This window comes from Streptomyces sp. NPDC059564 (assembly GCF_042735575.1).
Lineage (GTDB): Bacteria > Actinomycetota > Actinomycetes > Streptomycetales > Streptomycetaceae > Streptomyces.
Map to the genome: position 1 here is coordinate 1 of NZ_JBHWBP010000101.1, position 23348 is coordinate 23348.

General features: G+C 75.6%; 19 protein-coding genes and 2 pseudogenes. 7 read left to right on the plus strand and 14 right to left on the minus strand.

Annotated elements, in window-relative coordinates; translation table 11 throughout:
- The 5 genes and pseudogenes from ACFV0Q_RS18955 to ACFV0Q_RS18975 form a co-directional block, all read right to left on the minus strand.
- Window positions 1-202 (minus strand): annotated as a pseudogene (locus ACFV0Q_RS18955) (hypothetical protein); the annotation flags it as partial.
- 272 nt (window positions 203-474) lie between these two features.
- A pseudogene (locus tag ACFV0Q_RS18960) lies at window positions 475-699 on the minus strand (MoxR family ATPase); the annotation flags it as partial.
- A gap of 152 nt (window positions 700-851) precedes the next feature.
- On the minus strand, window positions 852-2231 hold the full coding sequence (locus ACFV0Q_RS18965) for an amino acid permease (protein ID WP_385006716.1): 1380 nt from the start codon (window positions 2229-2231) through the stop codon (window positions 852-854).
- A 75-nt stretch (window positions 2232-2306) separates the two neighbouring features.
- Entirely contained in the window at window positions 2307-4388 is a 2082-nt protein-coding gene (locus ACFV0Q_RS18970; RefSeq protein WP_385006750.1) for a phage holin family protein, read from the minus strand.
- Between the two features lie 225 nt (window positions 4389-4613).
- The gene (locus ACFV0Q_RS18975; protein ID WP_385006718.1) at window positions 4614-5018 is read right to left on the minus strand and encodes a hypothetical protein; all 405 of its coding nucleotides are present in this window, start codon (window positions 5016-5018) and stop codon (window positions 4614-4616) included.
- 139 nt (window positions 5019-5157) lie between these two features.
- Between ACFV0Q_RS18975 and ACFV0Q_RS18980 the strand changes: the two genes are divergently transcribed.
- Complete coding sequence (locus ACFV0Q_RS18980) at window positions 5158-5934, plus strand: MBL fold metallo-hydrolase (RefSeq protein ID WP_385006720.1); 777 nt, start codon at window positions 5158-5160, stop codon at window positions 5932-5934.
- Window positions 5931-6572 carry a DedA family protein gene (locus ACFV0Q_RS18985; protein ID WP_385006722.1) on the plus strand — a complete coding sequence of 214 codons (642 nt, stop codon included), beginning with the start codon at window positions 5931-5933 and terminating at the stop codon, window positions 6570-6572. Before ACFV0Q_RS18980 ends, ACFV0Q_RS18985 begins: the two co-directional genes overlap by 4 nt.
- A gap of 9 nt (window positions 6573-6581) precedes the next feature.
- Here ACFV0Q_RS18985 and ACFV0Q_RS18990 read toward each other — a convergent pair whose 3' ends face one another.
- The gene (locus ACFV0Q_RS18990) at window positions 6582-7991 is read right to left on the minus strand and encodes an amidase (protein WP_385006725.1); all 1410 of its coding nucleotides are present in this window, start codon (window positions 7989-7991) and stop codon (window positions 6582-6584) included.
- 165 nt (window positions 7992-8156) lie between these two features.
- Here ACFV0Q_RS18990 and ACFV0Q_RS18995 point away from each other — a divergent pair, with 165 nt between their 5' ends.
- Entirely contained in the window at window positions 8157-8375 is a 219-nt protein-coding gene (locus ACFV0Q_RS18995; RefSeq protein ID WP_385006727.1) for a hypothetical protein, read from the plus strand.
- Here the strand turns inward: ACFV0Q_RS18995 and ACFV0Q_RS19000 are convergent.
- The 3 genes from ACFV0Q_RS19000 to ACFV0Q_RS19010 all read right to left on the minus strand — a co-directional run bounded on the left by ACFV0Q_RS19000 (window position 8320) and on the right by ACFV0Q_RS19010 (window position 11591).
- On the minus strand, window positions 8320-9588 hold the full coding sequence (locus tag ACFV0Q_RS19000; RefSeq protein ID WP_385006729.1) for an MBL fold metallo-hydrolase: 1269 nt from the start codon (window positions 9586-9588) through the stop codon (window positions 8320-8322). The two genes, ACFV0Q_RS18995 and ACFV0Q_RS19000, sit on opposite strands and share 56 nt — an antisense overlap.
- 44 nt (window positions 9589-9632) lie before the next feature.
- On the minus strand, window positions 9633-10883 hold the full coding sequence (locus tag ACFV0Q_RS19005) for an aminotransferase class I/II-fold pyridoxal phosphate-dependent enzyme (protein ID WP_385006752.1): 1251 nt from the start codon (window positions 10881-10883) through the stop codon (window positions 9633-9635).
- Between the two features lie 135 nt (window positions 10884-11018).
- Window positions 11019-11591: a TIGR03086 family metal-binding protein gene (locus ACFV0Q_RS19010; RefSeq protein WP_385006731.1), complete on the minus strand. Its 573-nt coding sequence runs from the start codon at window positions 11589-11591 to the stop codon at window positions 11019-11021.
- Between the two features lie 196 nt (window positions 11592-11787).
- Here ACFV0Q_RS19010 and ACFV0Q_RS19015 point away from each other — a divergent pair, with 196 nt between their 5' ends.
- Window positions 11788-12618 carry a methyltransferase domain-containing protein gene (locus tag ACFV0Q_RS19015; protein ID WP_385006733.1) on the plus strand — a complete coding sequence of 277 codons (831 nt, stop codon included), beginning with the start codon at window positions 11788-11790 and terminating at the stop codon, window positions 12616-12618.
- A gap of 36 nt (window positions 12619-12654) precedes the next feature.
- Here ACFV0Q_RS19015 and ACFV0Q_RS19020 read toward each other — a convergent pair whose 3' ends face one another.
- The 5 genes from ACFV0Q_RS19020 to ACFV0Q_RS19040 all read right to left on the minus strand — a co-directional run bounded on the left by ACFV0Q_RS19020 (window position 12655) and on the right by ACFV0Q_RS19040 (window position 19881).
- Window positions 12655-14604 carry a DUF5107 domain-containing protein gene (locus ACFV0Q_RS19020; RefSeq protein WP_385006735.1) on the minus strand — a complete coding sequence of 650 codons (1950 nt, stop codon included), beginning with the start codon at window positions 14602-14604 and terminating at the stop codon, window positions 12655-12657.
- A gap of 266 nt (window positions 14605-14870) precedes the next feature.
- The gene (locus ACFV0Q_RS19025) at window positions 14871-16862 is read right to left on the minus strand and encodes a prolyl oligopeptidase family serine peptidase (RefSeq protein ID WP_385006737.1); all 1992 of its coding nucleotides are present in this window, start codon (window positions 16860-16862) and stop codon (window positions 14871-14873) included.
- 13 nt (window positions 16863-16875) lie between these two features.
- Window positions 16876-18270 carry a M20/M25/M40 family metallo-hydrolase gene (locus tag ACFV0Q_RS19030; RefSeq protein WP_385006739.1) on the minus strand — a complete coding sequence of 465 codons (1395 nt, stop codon included), beginning with the start codon at window positions 18268-18270 and terminating at the stop codon, window positions 16876-16878.
- Complete coding sequence (locus tag ACFV0Q_RS19035) at window positions 18263-19096, minus strand: M55 family metallopeptidase (RefSeq protein ID WP_385006741.1); 834 nt, start codon at window positions 19094-19096, stop codon at window positions 18263-18265. The genes ACFV0Q_RS19030 and ACFV0Q_RS19035 overlap by 8 nt, the downstream gene beginning before the upstream one ends.
- 341 nt (window positions 19097-19437) lie before the next feature.
- Window positions 19438-19881, minus strand: a complete 444-nt coding sequence (locus tag ACFV0Q_RS19040) for an SRPBCC family protein (RefSeq protein WP_373920244.1) — start codon at window positions 19879-19881, stop codon at window positions 19438-19440.
- Window positions 19882-20041: 160 nt separating this feature from the next.
- Here ACFV0Q_RS19040 and ACFV0Q_RS19045 point away from each other — a divergent pair, with 160 nt between their 5' ends.
- From ACFV0Q_RS19045 to ACFV0Q_RS19055, 3 genes are all read left to right on the plus strand, one after another.
- Complete coding sequence (locus ACFV0Q_RS19045) at window positions 20042-21097, plus strand: Rv2578c family radical SAM protein (RefSeq protein ID WP_385006743.1); 1056 nt, start codon at window positions 20042-20044, stop codon at window positions 21095-21097.
- Window positions 21098-21221: 124 nt separating this feature from the next.
- Window positions 21222-22805, plus strand: a complete 1584-nt coding sequence (locus ACFV0Q_RS19050; protein WP_385006745.1) for an alpha/beta hydrolase — start codon at window positions 21222-21224, stop codon at window positions 22803-22805.
- A gap of 24 nt (window positions 22806-22829) precedes the next feature.
- The gene (locus tag ACFV0Q_RS19055) at window positions 22830-23249 is read left to right on the plus strand and encodes a RidA family protein (RefSeq protein ID WP_385006748.1); all 420 of its coding nucleotides are present in this window, start codon (window positions 22830-22832) and stop codon (window positions 23247-23249) included.
- Window positions 23250-23348 lie beyond the last annotated feature (99 nt).

The window sequence follows — 23348 nt, forward strand, 5'->3', positions numbered from 1 at the left end:
GCACCACCCCGAAGGTGCAGCGGGCCACCTCCTCGGGCGGGAAGTACCGGCCCGCGCGCGGAATGTCCGGGGTCGACGCCTGGCGGCGGGCCGGGCGCGCGCAGGACCGTACGGCCACCGGACGCGGCACGTACTCGTCGAACCAGCGGGCGAGCCGGGCGTCCCAGGGGACCCGGGGGTCCCCGCATGCCCGAAGGGCCATGGGGGCGGGTGGGGTGGGCGTGGACGTGACCGTTGGAATCGACGGCGGCCAGGCCCTCGGCCGGGCACAGCCGGCAGTTCCTGCGGCGGCAGAACTCGACCTCCAGGGCGGCGAAGGCCGGGTTCCGCTTCACCAGAAGGAGTCCGGCGGCGTAGGCCTCGGTGGCCGGGTCCGGCTTGGTCTTCTTGCTCTGCGGGACGGTCCGGCTCATGCGTCGGCCCCGCTCCGGTGGGCCGGGTCGGTCCGGTCTCCCACGTGGGAACGCGACCCGCTCACCGGCGGGCCTCGACCAGGCGGGGCATGTCGCGGGCGGCCTCGACGAGGAACCAGGAGGGCAGCACGGGCAGGCCGTCGGCGTCGTCGGCGATGACGGTCTGGGCCACCTCGACGGAGATCTCGGCGAGCTGGACGAGCAGCGACTTGAAGCGGTACGCGGACTGCCGCAGGGCGGGCGAGACGTGTTCCTTCTGCGCCGGGAGTTCCTTGGAACACGGGCCGGGCGGTGGCGAGGCCGAGGAGCAGTTCGGGGATCTGGGCGGGGGTGACGGTGGCGGCACCCCGGACCGCGAAGGACGTCCCCACGGTCTGGGCGCACCACACGTCCGGGGGGACCCCGTTTTCCCGGGGTCCGCGCACCCGTGATCGCGGGTCAGGCCGCCGCGCGCTGCTTGCGGGCCGCCATCAGGGCGTAGACGAGGACGCCCGCGAAGAGGAAGAGCACGCCCTGGTAGACGGCCGCGTAGCCGGAGCCGGCGACCAGCCACATGGAGAAGGCGAAGGCCAGGCCGGCGAGGACGGCGTCGCGCACCAGGCGGCCGCGGTGGACCTCCGCGGAGCGGCCCGAGGCCAGGAAGTAGAGCTGCGCGGCGGTGGACAGCAGGTACGGGACGGTCGCCGTGAAGGTGGTGACCAGGACCAGCATCTCGAAGACGCCCTCGGAACCGGCGGTGTAGTTGTAGATGGTCAGCCCTGAGGCGAGGACGGCGGTGACGAGGACGCCGACGACCGGTACCCCGCGCCGTTTGGTCGTGAAGACCTTCGGGAAGAGCCCGTCCCGGGCGGCCGCGTACGGGGTCTGCGCGCTGAGCAGCGTCCAGCCGTTGAGGGCGCCGACCATCGAGATGACGGCGGCGCAGGCGACGAGCGTGCCGCCCCAGGTGCCGCCGAACATCGCGTTGACGGCGTCGGTGAAGGGGGCCTGGGAGTCGACCAGCTGCGCGTGGGCGACCAGCCCGAAGACGGAGAGGGTGCCGAGGAGGTAGACGACGGCGGCGCCCGTGGTGCCGAGGATGGTGGCCCGGCCGACGTTGCGGGCCGGGTCGCGGACCTCGCCCGCGCTGACGGCGGCGGACTCGACCCCGAGGTAGCTGAAGAGCAGGATCGCGGCGGAGGCCGAGACGGCCCCGACCGGGCTCTGGCCGGTGGCCTGGAAGGGGCCGAGGTTCGCCGGGTCGAAGAAGAACAGCCCGCCCACGGCCACCAGCAGCAGCGGAACCAGCTTCAGGACGGTCGAGACCAGCTGCACGGCGCCCACGTACCGGGTGCCGGCCAGGTTGGCGAGCGCGGGCAGCCACTGGACGCAGAGGGCCGCGAGGCACATCGACCACTTGTGGGCGCCGATGGCCGGGAACAGCACCGCGAGGTAGCCGACGGACGCGACCGCGAGGGCGGCGTTGGAGACCCAGGTGGTGATCCAGTAGCTGTACGCGGCGAGAAAGCCCGCGAAGTCCCCGAAGGCCGCGCGGACGTACACGTACGGGCCGCCGGTGCGCGGGTGGCGCTCGGCGAGCCGGCCGAAGACCAGGGCCAGGGCGATCGCGCCGGCGGTGAGGACGGCGAAGGCGACCAGGCTGACGGTGCCGAAGGGGGCGACCGAGGCGGGCAGCAGGAAGATACCGCCGCCGATGATGTTGCCCATGACCAGGCAGATGGCGACCGGGAGGCCGAAGCGGCGGGCGTGGCGGTCCCCTTGGCGGGGGGCCTGCGGGGGTGCGGCTGCCTCGGCGGGCGGTGCTGCGGTGCTGGTCATCGGTGGTGCGCCTCTGGGTGTCTCACATCGTGGGCAGGTCGACACATGGTTGACCACCGCGAAGTGGGCGCCAAATCACCGGGTTTCGTCCGGCCTCGGGACCTCTGCGGAAGGAAGGATTCCATCCGACGCGCCCCCGGGCCGGGAATCCTCCCGCGGGGCCCTCGCGGGAGGGGTGCCACCAGGTGCCGGAACCTGCTGGGCGGCCTCCTCGCCGGGTCGGCCGTCCAGCGGGACCTGCGGCCCGTCGGCCTCCCGCAGCCAGCGGCGCAGTACGTGGTGCACGGCCTCGGCGCCCACCGGCTCCGGGCCGGGCTCCGACAGCTCCGTCGGCCACATCAGGAAGGGGTGCGCCTGCTCCCCGCCGAGGCCCCCGTGCGAGCCGATCTGCTCCTCGAAGGCGTGCACGGCCCCGGTCTGCGGGTCGTACGCGGAGTTGACCATGATGTCGGCCACGTGCGGGAAGGAGTCCGTCCGGCGGACCGCCCCGGCCGCGCCCGGGCCGAAGGGCGCCAGGAGCTCCTCCGCCGCCCCGGGTACGTCCAGCCGCGCGGCCGCCCCGGCGGGCCCCAGCACCTCCCCGTCGACCAGCAGGAAGCCCACCCCCGGGTGGTTCGCCAGGGTGGCCAGCAGGGCCGGGTGCGCCCGCTCGATCCACTCCCGCGTGGCCCGCCCCGGCAGGTCGGGGAAGGAGACCAGCCCGAGGTTGCCCGAGGCCAGCACCACCGGATCCGAGCCGGGCGCCGGGCGGGCCTCCTCCCCCGCCTCCTCCACGGGCCGGTGCAGGGCGGCCAGCACGGCCGCGCGGGCCTCGGCGCCGCTGCGGGTGCGGCCGGCCCGGCGCGGGACGGGCAGCCCGCAGCCGGCCCGGACCAGGTCCTTCAGGCTCAGGCCGTACCGGCCGAGGAAGGTCTCCCCCGGGCTCTGGCCGTGGTCCGACAGCAGCACGAAGCGGTACTCCCGCGGCGCGTGCTCGGCGACCCGGGCGATCAGCGCCAGGCTCCGGTCGAGGCGGGCCAGCACCTGGTCGGTGTCCCGGCCGCGCGGCCCCGAGTGGTGCGCGACCTCGTCGTAGGCCACCAGGTCGGCGTACACGCAGGCGCGCCCGGCCAGCATGTCGCCGATCACGGCCGAGACGACCACGTCCCGTTCGATGACCGTCGCGAAGGCCCTGATCAGCGGGTACAGCCCGCCCCGCGACACCCGGGGCGTCACCTTGCGGGCCCGGGCGCGCAGCGACTGGCCGATCTCCCGGACCACCTCGGCGACGAGGGACAGGGCGGTGCGGACCGCGTTCGCCGGGTCGGAGAAGTACGCGAAGTAGCCCGCGCGGGAGCGGTTGGCGCGGCCCCGGCGGGCGGAGACCGACAGCACCAGCGCCAGCTGGTCGGCGCCCCCGCTGAACAGGTTGCCGCGGCTGGCGCCGTCGAGGGTGAGCAGCCCGCCGTCGGCGGTGCGCTCGGCCGCGCGGCGCTGGAGCTCGGCGGCGCTGGTGGGCCGGTTGCAGACCATCACCTCGCCGGTGTCCTTCTCGTACCAGCGGAAGGCGGGCACGTCGAAGTTGGAGCCGTGCAGGATGCCGAGCTGGCTGGCGCCGGTCTGACTGGACCAGTCGGTGCGCCAGGGCGTCATGCGGTGGGTGCCCTCCAGCCAGCCCGCCACCGTCGGCATCAGCCCGCTGCCGGCCGCGTGCCGCAGCACCTCGTACCCGACGCCGTCGAGCTGGAGGAAGACCAGCCCGGGACCTCCCCCCGGCGGCGCCCCGTAGCGGCGCCGGCGTCGGTCGGCGAGCCGGTACAGGCGGCGGCGGTACGCCTCGTCGTCGCGCACCGCGAGGGCGGTGGAGGTGGCCGACGCCACGGCGGACATCACGGCGGCGACGACCACCGCCGTCTCCGGAGCGACCCGGGCGCCCCGCCCCTCGGGGATCAGGTTCAGCGCCATCAGCAGCAGGGAGCCGTTGAGGAAGAACACGAGGAGCCCGAGCACCAGCGCGGGCACGAGCAGCAGGGCCCGTACCAGGACCGGCCACACCAGCGCGCTGAGCAGGCCGAAGGCCCCGGCGGCCCAGGCGGCGGTCAGCCCGACGCGGGTGACGCTGTCACCGTCGGCCGACTGGAGGCGGAAGTCGGGCAGGATCGCGGCGAGCGCGAGCATCGTGAGGGTGGACGCCGCCCACACGAGGACCACCCGTACCAGTGCCCCGCCCGCGGCCCGCCACCGCAACCGCCCTCGCCACACGCCGTACCCGCCTCGCTCCACGGCCCGCGCCCCGCCCGCGGACCCCTCGCCAGCGTCGCACAGGGCGCCGGGAGCGGCCGGTCGACACGGGACCGGCACGGTCGTTCGACGCGGGTCCGGCGTGCGCGGTGCGCGTGCGCTCTACGTGCCGTCGTACCCGGCGGTGGGCATGGACAGGCGGCGGTGCACCTCGGCCTTCATGGCGGAGGTGTACCGCGGTTCGTCCAGTCCGGCGGTCTCCAGGCGGACGCCGCGCCGCGCGCACTCGGCGGTGAACTCCGCCACCGAGCGCAGGGCACGGGCCAGGACCCGGTGGTTGGGGGCGACGAACAGGTCGACCTGACCGGCGTCCACGTCGCACCACAGTCCGCAGTGGTCGGCCCGCAGTCCGTAGAAGAGCAGGTGGCGGGTGACCACGTAGCCCTGCTCGGCGGCCCAGCGCGCGCACATGGCGTGCTGGCTGCGGGTGTCCACGGCGAAGGGGTCGGCGTCGAGTTCTTCGAGCGGGGCCAGGCTGGCGATCGCGGCCACGCGCAGCGCTTCCATGGCGCCCGACCCTACTCCGATCCGGGCGCCGGGAGGAGGGGGCCGCCGGGTTCCGGTTGCGCGGAACGGCCTTGCGCGCGGTCCGGCGGGGGAAGACCTAGGCTCGGTGGACCGTGGGGCCGAGGGAGGGAGTGCCGGGGTGCCGGTGGAGATCACCTGGTGGGGGCATGCCACGTGCACGGTGCGGGACTCGGGAGTGCGGGTGCTGACCGACCCGCTGTTCGCCCGGCGGTTCGCGCACCTGCGGCGCAGGCGCGGCGCGGTGCCCCCGCCGGAGGCGGCGGAGGCCGACGTGGTGCTGGTGTCGCACCTGCACGCCGACCACCTGCACCTGCCCTCGCTGGCCCGGCTGGCGGGCGGCACCCGGCTCGTGGTGCCCCGCGGGGCACGCCGGGCGGTACCGGGGCTGGCGCGACTGGCGGGGATGCGGGGGCTGGTGGTGACGGAAGTGGTCCCGGGCGAGGAGGTCCTCGTACGGGAGGGCGTACGGGTACGGGCGGTCGCCGCCCGGCACGACGGGCGGCGGCTGCCGTTCGGGCCGCAGCGGGCGCCCGCGCTGGGGTACGTGGTGCAGGGCGCGGAGCGGACGTACTTCGCCGGGGACACCGGCCTGTTCGACACCATGGCCGAGGAGGTCGGGCCGGTGGACGTGGCGCTGCTGCCGGTCGGCGGCTGGGGGCCCTACCTGGGGGAGGGCCACCTGGACCCGGAGCGGGCGGCGCGGGCGGCGGCGCTGCTGGGGCCCGCGGCGGCGGTGCCGGTGCACTACGGGACGTACTGGCCCGTCGGCATGGACGCGGTGCGGCCGCACGAGTTCCACGCGCCGGGCGGGGAGTTCGCCCGGTGGGCGCGGCGGCTCGCGCCGGAGGTGGACGTACGGGTCCCGGCGCACGGGGAGCGGGTGCGGCTGCCGTGACGCCGTGGTGGGAGGCGGCGGAGGTCGTCGGCCGGGTGCCGCCGGAGACGACCCGGCAGGCGGTGGGGTACCCGGCGCTGTTCGTGCTGGTGGCGCTCGGGGCGCTGGTGCCGGTGATTCCCACGGGGGCACTGGTGAGTTCGGCGGCGGTGGTGGCGTTCCATCAGCCGTCGCTGCCGTTCGGGCTGCTGCTGGTGTTCGGGGTGGCGGCGCTGGCGGCGTTCTGCGGTGACATCGCCCTGTACTGGCTCGGGCGGCGCGGGGTGCGGTCGCGGGGCGGCTCGCGCTGGCTGGAGTCCCTGCGGGGGCGGGCCACGCCGGAGCGGCTGGAGCGGGCGCAGACGAAGCTGGACGAGCACGGGGTGCTGGTGCTGGTGCTGTCGCGGCTGGTCCCGGCGGGGCGGATCCCGGTGATGCTGGCCTGCCTGCTGAGCGGGATGCCGCTGCGGCGGTTCGCGCGGGGGGACGCTCCGGCGTGCCTGGCCTGGGCGGCGACGTACGGGCTGATCGGGATCGTGGGCGGCTCGCTCTTCTCGGAGCCGTGGAAGGGCGTGGCCCTGGCGGTGGGCCTGACGCTGCTGATCAGCGCGGCCCCGACGGTGTGGCGCAGGCTCCGGCCGGAGCGGCCGGCCGCGTGAGCCAGGGCGTCACCCCGCGAGGGCGGGGGTGCGGTCGGCCCAGGGGCGGGCCGCTTCGAGCTGGGCGGCGACCTGGAGGATCGTGGCCTCGTCGTGCTCCCGGCCGATCAGCTGGACGGCGAGCGGCAGTCCGTCCGTGCCGAAGCCCGCCGGCACGGAGGCCGCGGGGTTGCCGGTGACGTTCCACAGGGCGGTGTACGCGACCATCGGGCGCGAGCGGAGCATCGCCCCCGCCATGCCCCGGCCGTCCAGGGCGCCCACCCGCCGGGGCCGTTCGGCGAGCGTCGGGGTGAGCAGCAGGTCGACGCGGTCGAAGACCCGGTTGGCCCGTACGGCCATCCGCTCCCCCGCCCGGATCGCCCACTCCACGGCCGCCTCCGGGGCGAGCCGGGCGACCCGTACGGTCTGCCGGGTCCGCCGCTCCAGCAGCTCCGGCCGCTCCACGGCCTCGGCCTCGGCGCGCACGCCCCCGTAGAACTGCGGCAGGAACGCGGCGGTCGTGTCGGGGTGGCCGGGGTCGGTCTCCCGCACGTCGTGGCCGAGTTCGCGCAGGGCCCGGACGGTTTCGCGCAGGGCCGCCAGGTGTTCGGGGTGGGGGCGTACGCCGGGCACCGCGGGCCGGGCGGACCAGCCGATCCGCAGCCTGCCGGGCTCCGTGGACGCCGCCCGGACGAAACTCGTCGCGGCGGGCCGCGCCGCCCAGCGGTCACCGGCGGCCGGGCCGCTGAGGACGTCGTAGAGCAGGGCGCTGTCCAGCACGGTGCGGGTGAGCGGTCCGACGGTGCCGAGCGCGTACCAGAGGTGGGGGTGCGGGGCCGTGGAGACGCGGCCGCGCTGCGGTTTGAGGCCGAAGAGGCCGCAGCAGGCGGCGGGGATGCGGATCGAGCCGCCGCCGTCGCCGCCGAGCGCGGCGCCGGCCATCCCGGCCGCGACCGCCGCCGCGCTGCCGCCGCTGGATCCGCCGGTGGTCATGGCGGTGTCCCAGGGGTTGCGGGCGTACCCGTGGGCGGCCGACTCCGTGAACGGCCACTGCCCGAACTCCGGCATCGTCGTCTTCCCGACGATCACCGCCCCGGCGGCCCGCAGCCGCCGGACCGCTTCGCAGTCGCTCGCGGCCGGGGTGCGGTTCGCGGCGCCGCCGAAGGTCGTGACCTCCCCGGCGAGGTCCAGCTCGTCCTTGACGGCCACGGGGACCCCGAGCAGTGGGCGGTCGTCCCCGGCCGCGCGGGCCGCGTCGCGGGCGTCGGCCTCCGCCAGCGCCCGGGCGCCGAGCACCACCCGGAAGGCGCCGAGGTCCCGGTCCAGGTGCTCGATCCGCCGCAGCGAGGCCTCGGTCAGCGCCCGCGCGGACATCTTGCCGGCGCGCACCAGTTCGGCCTGCCGGGCGACCCCCAGGAACAGCAGCTCACTGTCGTCCACGTACGCGCCTTCCCCTGCGGGTGTGTGCCGGAACCGGCACGGTATGCCAGGCGGGGCGGGGTGCGACAGGGGGCGACCCCGGAAAGGACTAGACCTCAACCGTGGTTGAGTTCCTAGGCTCGGAGGCGTCGGACGATCCCGAACACCGAACGGAGCCGATGCCCCATGGAGTATCCGGACACGGACGAGGATTCGGACGCGGCGACGGAATCGGAATCGGACGCGGACCGGGACGCGGACCGGGACGCGGACGCGGACCAGGCGTGGCCGGCCGGGCTGTGGCCCGAGCGGCACACCGACATGACGGACGAGGAGTACCTGGCCACCCTCACGGTGCTCCGGCGGTTCCTCCGGGACGCGTCCGACCGGGGCTGGGAGCACTAGGGGTGGCGCGTACGGGGGCGGCGAGGGTGCGGGAGCCGCCGACGGGGAGGTCCCAGAGGTCCTCGCGGGGCAGGCCCGCGCGGGCCCAGGCGGCCCGGGCACGGCGCAGGGGCTCCGTGACCGGTTCCGCGGAGAGGACGAAGGTGGCCCAGTGCATCGGGGCCATCCGGCGAGCGCCGGCGTCGAGGCAGGCCCGGACGGCCTCCTCCGGGTCGGCGTGCACGTCGCGGAGCCACCAGCGCGGGGCGTAGGCCCCGATGGGCAGGAGCGCGAGGTCGATGCCGGGGTGGCGGGCGCCGATCTCGCGGAACCAGTGGCCGTAGCCGGTGTCCCCGGCGAAGTAGAGCTTGCGGCCGCTGGCCGCGTCGGTGAGCACCCAGCCGCCCCACAGGGTGCGGCAGGTGTCCAGCAGGGAGCGTTTAGACCAGTGGTGGGCCGGCACGAAGTCGAAGCGTACGCCGCCCAGTTCGGCGGACTCCCACCAGTCGAGCTCGGTGACCCGGGTGAAGCCGCGGCGGCGGCACCAGCGGCCGAGACCGGCCGGGACGAAGAGGGCGGTGTGCCGGGGCAGCCGCTTGAGGGTGGGGGCGTCGAGGTGGTCGTAGTGGTTGTGGCTGATCACCACCGCGTCGACGGGGGGCAGTTCCTCCCAGCGCACCCCGACGGGGGTCATCCGGGCGGGGGTTCCCAGGATGCGCCGGGACCAGACGGGGTCGGTGAGCACGGTCAGGCCCCCGGCACGCAGCACCCAGCTGGCGTGCCCGGCCCAGGTGACGGACACGTCGCCGGGGGCCACGGCGGGCAGCGGGGCGGGCGCGTACGGCAGGTCGGGGATCCCGCGCAGCCCGGCCGGGCCCGGCCGGAACGCCCCCTCCCGGGCCAGCCGGGCGAACGCCCGCACCCCGGGCAGCGGGGTGGTCAGCCGGTCCGCGAACGACCGCGGCCACACCCGCGCCTCCCCCACCCCCCGCGCGGCGGCGACGGAACCCGCCGGGGCCGAAGCGGACACGGATACCGGGCCGGAGGCCGGGACCGGGCCGCGGGCCGGGCCGGAGGCCGGCGTCAACGCCGGGGCGGACTCGGGGGCCGGCTCAAGGGCCGACACGGATGCCGGGCCGGCGGCCGGCGTCGGCGCGGGGTGGGCGGCCGGGGGGCGTACGGCGGGGGTGGGGGGCGGGGCGGGCGGCGCGGGGGCGTCCGTCTGGTCCCTCATCGAGGAGTCTCCGTTCAGCGGCGGCCGGTTCGGTCGGGGACGGGTCAGTCGGCCAGCCCGGCGAGCACCGACCCGAGCCGGTCCAGCGCGCCCCGGACGTGCGGCAGCCCCAGCGGGTCGCGGGCCCCGAGCGCGGCGAGGCGTTCCTCCGGGGTGGCGCCCAGCAGCGGGCCGGTCGACAACCGCACGCGCAGCGCGACCGGTTCGTCCGCGAACCGCTGCCCGCCGGGCGTCGGCGCGCCCAGCCGGGCGCCGAGCCAGTCCTCCAGTTCCATCGCGTCGCCGACGCCGTGCCGGGCCAGTCCGGCGCGCAGCGGGGTCAGGTCCGCGTACAGGTGCCGTCCGGCCTGCGGGGGCCGGGCGAGGGCTCCGACGGCCAGCAGTTCCCGGTGCGCGGCGGCGGCGACCGCACCGTGCAGGGCGGCGGCCGCGTAGGCCCGTCCGGCGACGGCGTCGGGCTCGTCGAGCGCGTGCGCGGCGGCTCCCGCGACGGGACCGGCGACCAGGGCGCCGGTGGCGGTGAGGACGTCGAGGGTGCGGGCCCGCAGCCAGGTGCCGCGCGGGGTGCCGGGGAAGCGGACCACGGCGGCGGGCCAGCCGGCCGGCAGCAGCGCGCCCGACAGGTCCACCAGGACGGCGGCCTGCTCGGGGAGCATCTCGGCGGGACTCAGCACCAGGGTGTCGTGCGGCCGGTGCACCGTGTCGCGCCAGCTCTCGTCGCTGACCACGAACAGCCCGGCGGACTCCGCCGCCTCACAGGCCTCGCGCAGCATCTCCGGCGGCGGCACGGTGGCGGTGGGGTCGTCCGCCACCGACAGCAGCAGCACGCGCGGGTCGCCGCCCTCGGCCCGTACCCGCCGGACGGTCTCCAGCAGGGCGTACGGGTCCGGGATCCCGCCGCACTCCGCCGGGGTGGGCACGTGATAGGCCCGCCGTCCCAGCAGCCGGACCTGCGGGGTCCACCAGGCGGGACAGGGCCGGGGCAGCATGACGTCGCCGCCGTACGCGCCGAGCAGGGCCAGCAGCAGGGCGGGCGCGCCGGGGCCGGCGGCCACGTTCTCGGGGGCGGTCGCGAGCCCGCGCCGGGCCCAGTGCCGGCAGGCGGCCTCGTGCAGGGCCGCCCCGCCGCCGGGGGGCTCGGGGGCGGCCCGGCCGGCCGCTTCGGCGAGGACGGCGGTCAGCTCGGGCAGTACGGGCAGGCCGGGCTGAGGGGCGGGGGGACCGTACCGGACCGGGCCGCGCCCCTGTGCGGCGGAGCGCCACGCTCCGGACACTCCGGCCAGCCCTTCCGCCATCCCCGACACGTGTCCGCCTCCCACTGCCGCCGTTGCCGTTGCCGTTGCCGTTGCCGTTGCCACCATCGACCGACCAACCGTGACCTTTATACGATTATTTGTTCCGTCATGCCCGTTCGCGGCACGCGGCGCCCCTCAGCCCCGCCGCCCGACCAGCGCCAGCAGCCGGGTCTGCGCGTTCGCCCCGGCGGGGAAGTCCAGCGGCTCGGCGAACATGCCGCTCGACGCGAGGCTGTCCGCGTAGGGGATGACCTCCTTGAGGGCGAATTCCACGAGCCCGTCGGGCAGCCGCTCCTGCGCGCCGATCGCCCGCGCGAGGTCCCAGGTGTGCACGACGCAGTCGGTCGTCAGTTCCGAGCAGTACGCCGACCCGCGCGTGGGCCCGTACGAGAGCGCGACGGTCCGCTCCAGCGCCCCGGGCTCGGCGAAGGCGGCGAGCGCGGCGGCCGATGCCCGGTCCCAGGCGGCCACCGGGTCCTCGCCGAGCGGGTCCCCGGAGAGCGCGTCGCCGACGTCGGCCACGGTGCGGCCCTCGGTGAGCAGGGGTGGGATCCAGAGCTGCTCGCCGGTCACGTGGCCGACGAGGTCCCGCACGGTCCACTCGGTACAGGGGGTGGGCGCGCCCCACTGGGCCTCCGCGACCTCCCGTACGCGCTCGCCGAACAGCCGCAGCGCCGCGGCGTGCTGTTCGAGCAGCGTCTCCGGCATGGGTCTCACCGTCCTCCGCGCTGGGATCCCCCTGGGGCCCACTGTCCTCGCCCCCACCCCGCCCTGCCACCGACCGACCCGATCCCCTTGACGCACAAGCATCGTGTCCACATGTCAAAACACTCATCTCACATGGCGATCGAAGCGACTACCGTGATCACCACGCTTCGACGACGAGACGACGAGGAGTCCCGCCATGAACGATCCGCGGCAGGCGCGCGAGAGCGCCGTCTACACCCACGGCCACCACGAGTCGGTGCTGCGCTCGCACCGCTGGCGCACCGCCGCCAACTCCGCGGCGTACCTGGTCCCCGAACTGCGGCCCGGCATGCGGGTGCTGGACGTGGGCTGCGGCCCGGGCACCATCACGGCGGACCTGGCGGAGCTGGTGGCCCCGGGCGGGCGGGTCACGGCGGTCGACGCGGCGCAGGACGTACTGGAGCAGGCCGCCGCCCACGTGAAGGAGCGCGGACTGGCCGGCGCCGTCGACTTCGCGGTGGCGGACGTCCACGCGCTGGACTTCCCCGACGCCTCCTTCGACGTGGTCCACGCCCACCAGGTGCTGCAGCACGTCGGCGACCCGGTACGGGCCCTGCGGGAGATGCGCCGGGTGTGCCGGCCGGGCGGGATCGTGGCGGTCCGCGACGCCGACTACGCGGCGATGACCTGGTACCCGGCCGCGCCGGCCCTGGACGAGTGGCAGAGCCTGTACCGGCGGGTCGCCCGCGCGAACGGCGGCGAACCGGACGCCGGGCGGCGGCTGCGCGCCTGGGCGCGGGAGGCGGGCTTCACGGACGTGACCTGTTCGGCGACGGCCTGGTGCTACGCCACCCCGGAGGAGACCGCCTGGTGGTCGGCCCTGTGGGCGGACCGTACGACGGCCTCCGCCTACGCGGACATCGCCGTCCGGGGCGGACACGCGACGGCCGACGCCCTGGCCGCCATCGCCGGGGCCTGGCGGACCTGGGGCGCCGACCCCGACGCCTGGTTCTCGGTCCTGAACGGCGAACTGCTCTGCCGCCCCTGACCGCGAACCCGCCGGGGGCGGACGCCCGGGCGGCAGCTACGAGAGGGCCTGGCCCGGCGGGCGCATGCGGAAGTCGTAGGCCGCCGGGAGCGGGGCGTCGGTGAGGGCGGACCAGATCTCGGAGAGGGTCTCCTCGCCCTCCCGCAGGTCGGGGAGCTCGAAGCCGTCCTCGAAGACCCGGCGGGCCGCGCCCACGTGTCCCTCCGCCGCCAGCAGCCGTGCGGCGAGCAGCCGGAGCCGGTCCCACACCGAGCGGGCCGCCGCCAGGCGGCCGGCGGCCAGCAGCGCGGTCATCGCCTCCCGCCCCAGCGCGGACTCCGCGGCCTCCCACCGTTCGCCGCCCCGGCTCTCCCCCGCGAGGTCGTCGAAGGCCTCCGCGTAGCGGTCGGCGGCCCGTTCCCGGTCCCCGGCCAGCTCGTCGGCCACCGCCAGGGCCCGCAGCAGCGGCCAGCGCGAGGGCGCCAGCGCCAGCCCGCGCTCCCAGCTGCGTACGGCCTGGGCGATGTCGCCCGCGTGCCACTGGGCCACGCCCAGGTGGTACTCGGTCAGCGGGTCGGCCGGGGCGGTCTCCAGCATGTCCCGCCAGTGCGGAGCCACCAGCGCCTCCCCCGGCGGCACCACCTTGCGCGGGGCGGGGAACAGCCCGGTGCGCCACAGCTCCAGCCACGGCCGCTGGGCCTCCCCGAGGGTGGACTCCGGGAACGGGGTGCCGGGCAGCTTGAAGCCCCCGCACAGCACTTCGAGCGCGCCCCAGCCCGAGCCCTCGGCCAGCCGCTCCCCCGGCTCGGCGTCGGCCCGCCCGCGCCACGCCCCGTACGCCGCCTCCAGCGCCGCGGACGGCAGCGCGGCGTCGAGGGCCGCCGAGGCCGCCCCGCGGGCCGCCGCCCAGTCGGCGCCGTGCACCGCCGAGGGGTCCGCCGACAGCGGCCCGTACGCCTCCAGCCAGCTGAACTCCGCCCCGGCCTCCAGCCGTACGTGCTCCAGCTGGGTCCGGGCCAGCCCCGCCTGGATCTCGGCGTAACCGCCGGTGCCCGGTTCGGTGAGCCACTCCTGCCAGCGGCGGCCGCCCCCGCCCGCGCCCCACACGAACAGCTTGCGCCCGCGCAGCAGGCGGGTGGAGGCCTGCACCAGGCCGTGCCCGTCGGCGTCGAGGGAGGCGATCCAGGGCCGGGCCTCGTCCTGGACCTCGTAGAAGAAGTCGGCGGGATGCGCGCTGCCCAGCGGGTACGTCCGGTCGGCGTCCTCCCAGCGGGGTACGGGGATCCGGCGCAGGGTGCGCTCGTACCCGAAGTGCCAGGCCTCCTCGGCGGGGGCGAGGACCCGGGTGCCGGGGTCCTCGGGGACGGCCGTGTTGGACCACCAGTACACGGGCGCGGGCCGCTCGTGCGGGTTGCGCACGCGGACGCCGACGTACAGGAAGCCGGAGTCGGCCGGCAGCCACAGGTCGACCTGGAACGGCAGGTCGCGCAGCCGCTCCCACTCCCACATCCGCACCATCTCGCCGCCGTCCGGGGCGGGCACGAGCGCGGCGTGCAGCGGGGCGCAGGACAGGGTGGTGTGTCCGGTGGCGCCGATGTTCCACTCGATGCCGCCGGAGAACCAGGCGCCGTTGAGGGCGAAGTTCGCGGGCTGGAACACCGGGTTGCGGTAGAGGAGTTCGCGTCCGGTGGGGAGGTGGACGAGGGAGTGGATCCGGCCGCCGAGCCCGGGCAGCACCGTGACGCGCAGCCGGCCGTTGTCGAGGACGACCGCCTCGAACTCCCGCTCCGCGCGCTCGCGTCCGTACCCGTCGCGGACGCGGACCGGCAGCAGGGAGCGCAGCGGCTCGTGGCCGATCTGACGGGCCATGTCGCGCGGCAGCCCGTGGCGCGAGCGCTCGTCCAGTTCGTGCACGCCGTCGGGTGCGCGCAGGGCGGGCAGGGGGTTGTCGGGACCCAACGGGGCCGCCGGGAGGGTCAGCAGGGCACGTCGGACGGTGGTGGCCATGAGGGAATGGAACACTCCGACCCGGCCGGTGCACAGGGGTTCCGCGCATCACCACCGGTCAGGATTACGCAAAGGCCCCCGCGTCCGGGCCGGCCGGCCGGCCGCGTCCGCACACATGTCCGCCGTCACGGCCCAGCGTTCGTGGTCCCGCCAGGCCCCGTCGACGCGGAGGAAGCCGGCCAGGGGTTGTGGCAGCGTCCCCGGACGCGGTGATCACCCCTGACCCGCTCCTCGCGGCGGCGCGTTCCGCGCTCCGGGTCGCGGGGTCAGCCGCGCAGCTCCAGGCGGGGGATGTCGTCCCGCTCGAAGCCGAACACCTGGGCGTACAGCGACAGTTCCGCCTCCAGCGCCCGCACCATCGTCTCCGCCCGGCGGAAGCCGTGCCCCTCGCCCTCGAAGGTGACGTACGCGTGCGGCACCGCGCGCCCGCGCAGCGCGGCGAGGAGGCGTTCGGCCTGGGCGGGCGGGCAGACCGGGTCGTCCAGACCCTGGAGGAGGACGAAGGGGGCGGTGATCCGGCCGGCGCGGGCCACCGGGGAGCGTTCGCGGCAGTGCAGGGCCAGGGTCTGCGGCGGCCCGGCCAGTCCGTCGACGTAGTGCGACTCCAGGTCGTGGGTCTCGGCGGCGAAGCCCCGCAGGTCGAGGACCGGGTAGATGATCGCCGCGCACGCGTACACGTCGGTGGCGGCCAGGGAGGCGGCCGCCGTCCAGCCGCCCGCGCTGCCGCCCCGGATGGCGAGCCGGGCGGGGTCGGCGGTGCCCTCGGCGGCCAGGGCCCGGGCGACGGCCGCGCAGTCCTCGACGTCGACGACGCCCCACTGTTCGCGCAGCCGCTCGCGGTAGGCGCGGCCGTAGCCGCTGGAGCCGCCGTAGTTGACCTCGACGACGCCGATGCCGCGCGAGGTGAAGTAGGCGATGTGCAGGTCGAGTACGGGCGGCACGTGGTCGGTGGGTCCGCCGTGCGCCCACACCACGTACGGGGGCAGTTCGTCGGCGGGGGCCCGCCGGGCGGGGTGGTGCGGCGGGTAGACGTGGGCGTGGATCTCCCGGCCGCCGGGCCCGGGGAAGGCCCGGGTCTGCGGTTCCGGGTAGTGGGCGGGGTCGACCGGATCGGTGGCGCGGGCGCCCACGACCCGGGTGTGGCCCGTGACGGTGTCCAGTTCGACGACCTCGTACGCGCTGCGGGGGCTGGCGGCGACCCCGTAGACCCGGGTGCCGCTGACGGCCAGCGCGGGCTGCCAGGCCGTCCAGGGGCCGGCGGCGTCGACGAGTTCCCCGCTGTCCGGGTCGAGGACGCCGAGGACACAGGAGCCCTGGCCGTGCAGGACGGCGAGCAGCCGGTCGGGCAGCGGGGCGATCCAGCTCAGCCCGGGCTTCCACAGCGGTCCGCCGAACTCCTCCTCGCGGGGGCACAGGTTGACGGCCCCGCCGCCGTCCGGGTCGACCCGGTACGGGTTCCACCAGCCGCTGCGGTCGCTCACCGCGAGCAGGGTCCCGTCGGCCGCCCACGCCACCTGGGCCACGGCCTCGTCGGGGCCGCCGAGCACCGTGCGCGGGGCGGCGAGCGTGCCGTCGGGGGCGATCTCGGCGAGCTGGAGCTCGGTGCCGTCCCAGGGCATCCGGGGGTGGTCCCACACCAGCCAGGCCGCGTGCCGCCCGTCGGGGGAGGGCTTCGGGCCGGTCCGGAAGCGGTGGCGGTCGTCGGTGAGCTCCCGGACGGCGGCCCGGTCCCGGGCGGCCGATCCGTCGAGCGGGACGGCGGCCGCGACCCGGCGCACGTCGGTGGGCGCGGGGCCGGTGAACTCCTCCAGCACGCACCAGACTTCGCCGCCGCGCAGCACCGGGTCGGCCCAGCGCAGGCCGCCGCCGACCGTGGAGAGGGGGGTGAGGGGGCGGGGTTCCGGGCTGCCGGGGGCGTCCGGTTCGTAGGCGTAGAGCCGCTGGTCGGCGTGGTGGACGAACACCACCAGCGGTCCCCCCGAGGGCCGTTCGGCGCCCGCCCAGGGCAGGCCCCCGTACTCGGTGAGGCGGCTGCGGACGTTCCACGGCGCGGGCAGCACCGACCGTGCGGCGCGGCCGTCCGCGGGGCGGCGTACGAGGGTGCGGCGGCCGCCCTCCCGGGGGCGCGGCTCGGTCCACCAGACCTCGGCGCCGACGGTGCCCACGTACTCGGGGCGTCCGTCGTGGGAGGCGGCCAGCGCGGCGTCGATCGGCGAGGGCCAGCTGCCGTAGGGGCCGCCCGGGGCGGGTGGGGCCATCAACGGGCGCCCCTCACAGGGTCCGCAGCGCGCGGTCGAGGACGCGGACGCCGAAGTGCAGGGCGTCGACGGGGACCCGCTCGTCGACGCCGTGGAAGAGGGCCCAGTAGTCGAAGCCGGGCGGCAGCTTGAGCGGGGAGTAGCCGTAGCCGGTGATGCCGAGGCGGGAGAACTGCTTGGCGTCGGTGCCGCCCGCCATGCAGAAGGGGACCACGTGTCCGTCGGGGTCGAAGTGCTCGACGGCCTCGCGCAGGATCCCGTACGTCCGCCCGTCCACGGGGGCTTCGAGGGCGACTTCGCGGTGGTGGAACTCCCAGTGCACGTCGGGCCCGGTGAGCTCGTCGAGGGTGGCGGCGAACTCGGCCTCGCCGCCGGGCAGCGTCCGCCCGTCGACGTACGCGGTGGCGTGTCCGGGGACGACGTTCAGCTTGTAACCGGCTTCGAGGATGGTCGGGTTGGCGCTGTTGCGGACGGTGGCCTCCACCAGGGCGGCGGCCGGGCCGAGTTTGCCGAGGACCGAGTCGAGGTCGAAGCCGGGGGCCCGCGGGTCGGCCGACAGGCCCTGGAGGGCGGCGAGTTCGGTGATGCAGGCGGCGGTGGTGCCGGTGAGCCGGACCGGCCACTCGTGTGCGCCGATGCGGGCGACGGCGGCGGCGAGGCGGCTGACGGCGTTGGCCTTGTTGGGCTTGGAGCCGTGTCCGGCGGTGCCGTGGGCGGTCAGCTTCAGCCAGGCGGTGCCGCGCTCGCCGGCCGCGACGGGGTAGAGGGCCTGCCCGGGTCGGGTGTGCAGGGTGAAGGCCCCGGACTCGCCGAGGCCCTCCGTACAGCCCTCGAAGAGGTGGGGGTGGTGGTCGGCGAGGAAGCCGGACCCGTCGATCGCGCTGTCCTCCTCGTCGGCGGTGTAGGCGATCACGATGTCCCGGCGCGGCCGCACGCCCTGGCGCGCCCAGGCCCGTACGAGGGCCAGCACCATCGCGTCCATGTTCTTCATGTCGACCGCGCCGCGGCCCCAGACCACCCCGTCGCGGACTTCGCCGGAGAACGGGTCGACGCTCCAGTCGGCGGCCTCGGCGGGGACCACGTCGAGGTGGCCGTGGACGAGCAGGGCGGGCGCGCAGGGGTCGGTGCCGTCGATGCGGGCCACCACGTTGGTCCGGCCCGGGGTGCGCTCCAGCAGGACCGGTTCCAGTCCGGCCCCGGCGAGGCGCTCGGCGACGTACTCGGCGGCGGGCCGCTCGCGGCAGTCGCCGCCGCCCCGGTTGCTGGTGTCGATCCGGATCAGATCGGAGGTGAACGCGACGACCTCCTCGAAGGCCGCGGCGTCGAGCGCCCCGGCGGGCGCGCCCGCCCCGGCCGGACCCGCAGTGCCGACGTCGCCGTCGCCGTCCACCCATCGCATGTCAGCCATACTGCTCCTCCACGGCCGCGGAGACGACCGTCGTGACGGCTTTGAAGGTCCGGATCCCCTCGTACATGGTCCCACTGGTGTACGCGATCCGGCGTTCGGCGCAGCGTTCGACGCCGGGGACCACGGTGGCGGCCATCGAGAGGTGTTCGGCGTCGAACTCCACCTCCACCGTGAACGGGCCGCCCCGCACCGGCTCGTGCCGGACGGCGAGTGTGACGGCCTCGGTGGCGGCGGCCCGGATGTCGGCGGCGGTGCGGGCCGGGGTGCGGCACACGGCGGCGTAGCGCGAGACGTGGTCCTTGACGGCGACGGTGCGCGCGTCCGGGGCGTAGGCGGCGGCGTCGGCGCAGGTCAGGTCGTCGCCGGTGACGAGGATGACGGGGACCCCGTACTCGGCGACGACGTGGGCGTTGAGCAGGCCCTCGCTGGCGCGCAGGCCGTTGAGCCAGACCCCGGTGATGGAGTTGGCGAGGTAGGTGTGGGCGAGGACGCCCTCGGCTCCGGCGCCGGTGTGGTAGCCGACGAAGGCGATCCCGTCGACGTCGCCGTGCTGGACGCCTTCGACCATGGAGAGGGACTTGTGCCGGCCGGTGAGCATCTCGGCGCGGGCGTCGAGCTTCTCCAGCAGCAGGTTGCGCATGGTCCAGTGGGCCTCGTTGACGAGGACCCGGTCCGCGCCGCCGTCGTAGAGGCCGAGGACGGCGGCGTTCACGTCGGAGGTGAACATGGCCCGGCAGCGCTCCCATTGGGCGGTCCCGGGCAGCACGTCGGCGGGCCAGGTGACGCCGGTGGCGCCTTCCATGTCGGCGGAGACGAGGATCTTCATCGGGCCCCCGGTGGCTCGGGTCGCGGAGCCCCACCCTAGGCGGTCTCTGGGAAGTAGGGCACGTCCCCACGCCGCCCGGCACGGCACCTCGCCGCACTGCCGCATCACCCGAGTACGTCCAGTACGCGGGTAATGCGGCAGCGCGCCGATGCACCGCACCGGACGACGCGGAAACGCACCCCACTTCCCAGAGACCGCCTAGCCGCCCGACCCCCTCCGGGCCCGGGGGCCACGCCCGGGTTCGCGGCGGGCGGCCGGGCGGGGTGCGCGGCTCACCGCGGCCGGGAAATCCACCCGATCCGGTGAGCCGCCCCGAGGGGGTGTCGCGGCAACGGCCTTGATCAGGACTCGACTTCCTGCGCGAGGTTCGCGAGGACGGTGTCGTAGATGCGGCCGAGGCCCTTGGGCGCGAAGGTGCGCTCGAAGAAGCCGCCGATGCCGCCCGCGCCGTTCCAGACGGTGCTGACCACGGCCTTGGACTTGCCCTCGCCCGCCGGGGTCACGGTCCAGGTGGTGACCATGGAGGAGTTGCGGTCCTTCTCCACCAGCTGGCCGTCCGTGGGCTCGGTGACCTCCAGCAGGCAGTCCCGTACGCGCTTGCTGGTGGCCTGGAGCTTCCAGTGGACCAGGGTGCCCTCGCCGTCGCCGCCCTCGCGGACCTCGTACTCGCTGAAGTGCTCGGGGAGCAGCTTGGAGCGGGTGCCGGTGTAGTCCGCGAGCGTGTCGAACACGGTCTCCGCGTCGGCCCCGATGATGCGCTCCGTGGTGGCCTCGACCTGCGCCATACCTGTTCCTCCAGCAGTTGTTCTCGCTCGACGCGGCAAGCCAACCACCTCCGGGGCGGGCGCCCAAATCCGGGGTCCGGGGGAACGCCCCGCACGATCATGGGAACGTTTGTTCTATTCTCGGGCCGAGGGCCGCGTAGGGCTAGCGAAAGGCGGCGTCATGCGCTGGAACCATCTGACCGAGGACGCGAAGCCCGCCGGCGACGGACGGCCCACCGGTCCGCCCGCGCTCTTCGGCGCGGACTCCGTCGTGACCCGCACCTTCGACACCCCCGAGTTCCGGGGGATCACCTTCCACGAGGTCCGCGCCCGGTCGATCGTCAACCGGGTCCCCGGGGCCTCGCGGATGCCGTTCGAATGGACCGTCAACCCCTACCGGGGCTGCAGCCACGCCTGCGTCTACTGCTTCGCCCGCAAGACGCACTCCTACCTGGACCTCGACACCGGCACCGGCTTCGACTCGCAGATCGTGGTCAAGGTCAACGCCCCGGAGCTGCTGCGCCGCGAGCTGGGCGCGGCGCGCTGGGACGGCGCGCACATCGCGATGGGCACGAACGTCGACTGCTACCAGCGCGCCGAGGGCCGCTACCGGCTGATGCCCGGGATCATCGAGGCGCTGGGCGAGCGCGCGAACCCCTTCTCCATCCTCACCAAGGGCACCCTGATCCTGCGCGACCTGCCCCTGCTGCGGCGGGCCGCGGCCGTCACCGACGTGGGCGTCTCCGTGTCGGCCGGGTTCACCGACACCGCCCTGTGGCGCACGGTCGAGCCCGGCACCCCCTCCCCCGCCGCCCGGCTGGCCGCCGTACGGGCCCTCACCGACGCGGGGATCGAGTGCGGGGTGCTGATGGCTCCGGTGATCCCCTTCCTCGGCGACTCCCCGGAGCAGCTGCGCGAGACCGTCCGGGCCGTCGCCGCGTCCGGGGCCACCTCGGTGACACCCCTGGTACTCCATCTGCGGCCCGGAGCGCGGGAGTGGTTCACGGCCTGGCTGGGGCGGCATCACCCCCACCTGGTCGAACGCTACGCACGCATGTACGCGGGCGGGTCGTACGCGCCGACCTGGTACCAGCGCCGGATCACCCGCCAAGTCCACGAACTCGCGGCCGAATTCGGCATCGGCCCCTCGGGCCCCGGGGCCGCGCGGGCCGTGGTCCTGCCGGAGCGTCCGGCCGACGCGGCGCCCGCCGGGCCGACCCAGCTCACCCTGCTGTGATCACCCCGGTGGCCGCGCGCGCCTCCCGAGGGGTCATCACATCGGGCCAATAGGCTGCCCAATCCCGTCTTCCCGCCACGGTTTCCGGGACGATTCCGCCCAGAACCCTCGGCTGGGAGGCCCCATGCTGCACCCCGTTCCACACCCGCTGAAGAAGCGCGCCGCCGTACTGCTGTCGCTCTCCACCGTCGCCGCCGCCCTCGCGAGCCCCGTCACCGCCGCCCCGGTGACCGCGCCCGCACCGGCCCCGGCCGCCGCGGCCCTGAGCTGGACCGGCTGTGCGACCCCCCGCTACCCGACCCTCCAGTGCGCCTCCCTCAAGGTCCCCCTCGACCACGACCACCCCGCCGGGCGGCAGATCTCCCTGGCCCTGACCCGGGTCCCGCACACCTCCGCGACCTTCCAGGGCCCGCTGCTGGTCAACCCCGGCGGCCCGGGCGGCAGCGGGCGCACCCTGGCCGGGTTCGTCGCCTCCGCCCTGCCCAAGGACGTGGCCGGGCAGTACGACGTGATCGGCTTCGACCCCCGGGGCGTGGGCAGGAGCGAGCCCGCCCTGGACTGCGGGGCCGGGCACTTCAAGCCCGTACGGCCCGACTCGGTGCCCCGCGACCCGGCGACCGAGGAGGCCAACCTGGAGCGGGTGCGCTCCTTCGCCGAGTCCTGCCAGACCAAGCACGCGGACGTGCTCCCGTACGTGGGGACCGTCTCCGCCGCCCGCGACCTGGAGGTGCTGCGCACGTCGCTGGGCGCCGAGCGGCTCAGCTACTTCGGCTACTCCTACGGGACCTACCTGGGCGCGGTGTACGCCAGGCTCCACCCGGACCGGGTGCACCGGCTCGTGCTGGACTCCGTGGTCGACCCGGGCGGGGTCTGGTACGAGGACAACCTCTCCCAGGACCAGGCCTTCGACGCCCGCCACAAGGCCTTCCTGGCCTGGGTGGCCCAGTACGACTCCACCTACCACCTGGGCACCGACCCGGCCCGGGTGGAGGAGCGCTGGTACCAGGTGCGCGAGGCGCTGCGGTCGGCCCCGGCGGGCGGGAAGGTGGGTCCGGCGGAGCTGGAGGACACCTACATGCCGGGCGGCTACTACAACGGCTACTGGCCGGCCCTGGCCGAGGCCCTGGCGGCGTACGCGGTGCGCGCGGACGCCAAGCCGCTGGTGGCGGCGTACGAGCGGTTCGGGGCGGTGGAGCCCTCGGCGGGCAACAGCTACAGCGTGTACACGGCGGTGCAGTGCCGGGACTCGGCCTGGCCCCGGGACTGGAACCAGTGGCGGGCCGACATGTGGCGCACGCACGCCAAGGCGCCCTTCATGACCTGGAACAACGCCTGGTACAACGCCCCGTGCGCGTTCTGGAAGACGGAGCCGCTGCAGGCCCCGGACGTGACGAACACCGAACTCCCCCAGGCGCTGCTGTTCCAGGCGACCGAGGACGCCGCCACCCCCTACGAGGGCGCGGTGAGCATGCGTCACAAGCTGGCCGGCTCGGCGCTGGTGGTGGAGGAGGGCGGCGGCAACCACGGCATCGCCCTGAGCGGCAACAAGTGCCTGGACGAGAAGCTCGCCTCGTACCTGAGGACGGGCCGGGCGGCGGACGCCTCCTGCCCCGCCCAGCCCGCCCCGAAGCCGGCCACGGCCACGCGCGCGGTGCCGCCCTCGGCCGGGGGCGCCGCCCTGCACGGGCTGCTGGGGTTCCGCGGCTGACCCGTACCGGGCAAGATCGTGCTCATGACCACTCCTGAGCGGAACAGCGGCGGCCTCACCCGGATCACGGCGCCGGAGGGGGTCGCCCCCGGCTACGGGTACAGCCACGTCGTCTGGGGCACCGGGCGGTTCGTGGCGATATCCGGGCAGTGCGCCCTCGACGAGAAGGGCGAGGTGGTCGGCGAGGGCGATCCGGCGGCGCAGGCCACTCAGGTGTTCGAGAACCTGCGCCGCTGCCTGGCGGCGGCCGGGGCCGGGTTCGAGCACGTGGTGAAGCTGACGTACTTCCTGACGGACACGGCCCACTTCCCGGCCGTCCGGGCCGCCCGGGACGCGGTGCTGTCCCCGGACCGGCTGCCGGCCTCCTCGGCGGTGGTGGTCTCGGAGCTGTTCCTGCCCGGACTGATGATGGAGATCGAGGCCTTCGCCATCGTCCCGGAGTAGCCCGGGGGCCGGGACGGCCTAGGTGTGTTGTCCTGGGACGTTGGTGACACGCGTGCTGGGTTCTTGAAATGGGTGAGGGCCTCCGGGTTCGGTGTGGAT

What these genes read in the sequence shown, in the direction of transcription:
- ACFV0Q_RS19010 (WP_385006731.1), bottom strand. Translation starts at nt 11,591, where the DNA reads ATGCCGGAGACGCTGCTCGAACAGCACGCCGCGGCGCTGCGGCTGTTC.
- ACFV0Q_RS18975 (WP_385006718.1), bottom strand. Translation starts at nt 5,018, where the DNA reads ATGGAAGCGCTGCGCGTGGCCGCGATCGCCAGCCTGGCCCCGCTCGAA.
- ACFV0Q_RS19035 (WP_385006741.1), bottom strand. Translation starts at nt 19,096, where the DNA reads ATGAAGATCCTCGTCTCCGCCGACATGGAAGGCGCCACCGGCGTCACC.
- ACFV0Q_RS19050 (WP_385006745.1), top strand. Translation starts at nt 21,222, where the DNA reads ATGCTGCACCCCGTTCCACACCCGCTGAAGAAGCGCGCCGCCGTACTG.
- ACFV0Q_RS18970 (WP_385006750.1), bottom strand. Translation starts at nt 4,388, where the DNA reads ATGCTCGCGCTCGCCGCGATCCTGCCCGACTTCCGCCTCCAGTCGGCC.
- ACFV0Q_RS19015 (WP_385006733.1), top strand. Translation starts at nt 11,788, where the DNA reads ATGAACGATCCGCGGCAGGCGCGCGAGAGCGCCGTCTACACCCACGGC.
- ACFV0Q_RS19020 (WP_385006735.1), bottom strand. Translation starts at nt 14,604, where the DNA reads ATGGCCACCACCGTCCGACGTGCCCTGCTGACCCTCCCGGCGGCCCCG.
- ACFV0Q_RS19000 (WP_385006729.1), bottom strand. Translation starts at nt 9,588, where the DNA reads ATGAGGGACCAGACGGACGCCCCCGCGCCGCCCGCCCCGCCCCCCACC.
- ACFV0Q_RS19045 (WP_385006743.1), top strand. Translation starts at nt 20,042, where the DNA reads ATGCGCTGGAACCATCTGACCGAGGACGCGAAGCCCGCCGGCGACGGA.
- ACFV0Q_RS18995 (WP_385006727.1), top strand. Translation starts at nt 8,157, where the DNA reads ATGGAGTATCCGGACACGGACGAGGATTCGGACGCGGCGACGGAATCG.
- ACFV0Q_RS18965 (WP_385006716.1), bottom strand. Translation starts at nt 2,231, where the DNA reads ATGACCAGCACCGCAGCACCGCCCGCCGAGGCAGCCGCACCCCCGCAG.
- ACFV0Q_RS19005 (WP_385006752.1), bottom strand. Translation starts at nt 10,883, where the DNA reads ATGGCGGAAGGGCTGGCCGGAGTGTCCGGAGCGTGGCGCTCCGCCGCA.
- ACFV0Q_RS19040 (WP_373920244.1), bottom strand. Translation starts at nt 19,881, where the DNA reads ATGGCGCAGGTCGAGGCCACCACGGAGCGCATCATCGGGGCCGACGCG.
- ACFV0Q_RS19055 (WP_385006748.1), top strand. Translation starts at nt 22,830, where the DNA reads ATGACCACTCCTGAGCGGAACAGCGGCGGCCTCACCCGGATCACGGCG.
- ACFV0Q_RS19030 (WP_385006739.1), bottom strand. Translation starts at nt 18,270, where the DNA reads ATGGCTGACATGCGATGGGTGGACGGCGACGGCGACGTCGGCACTGCG.
- ACFV0Q_RS19025 (WP_385006737.1), bottom strand. Translation starts at nt 16,862, where the DNA reads ATGGCCCCACCCGCCCCGGGCGGCCCCTACGGCAGCTGGCCCTCGCCG.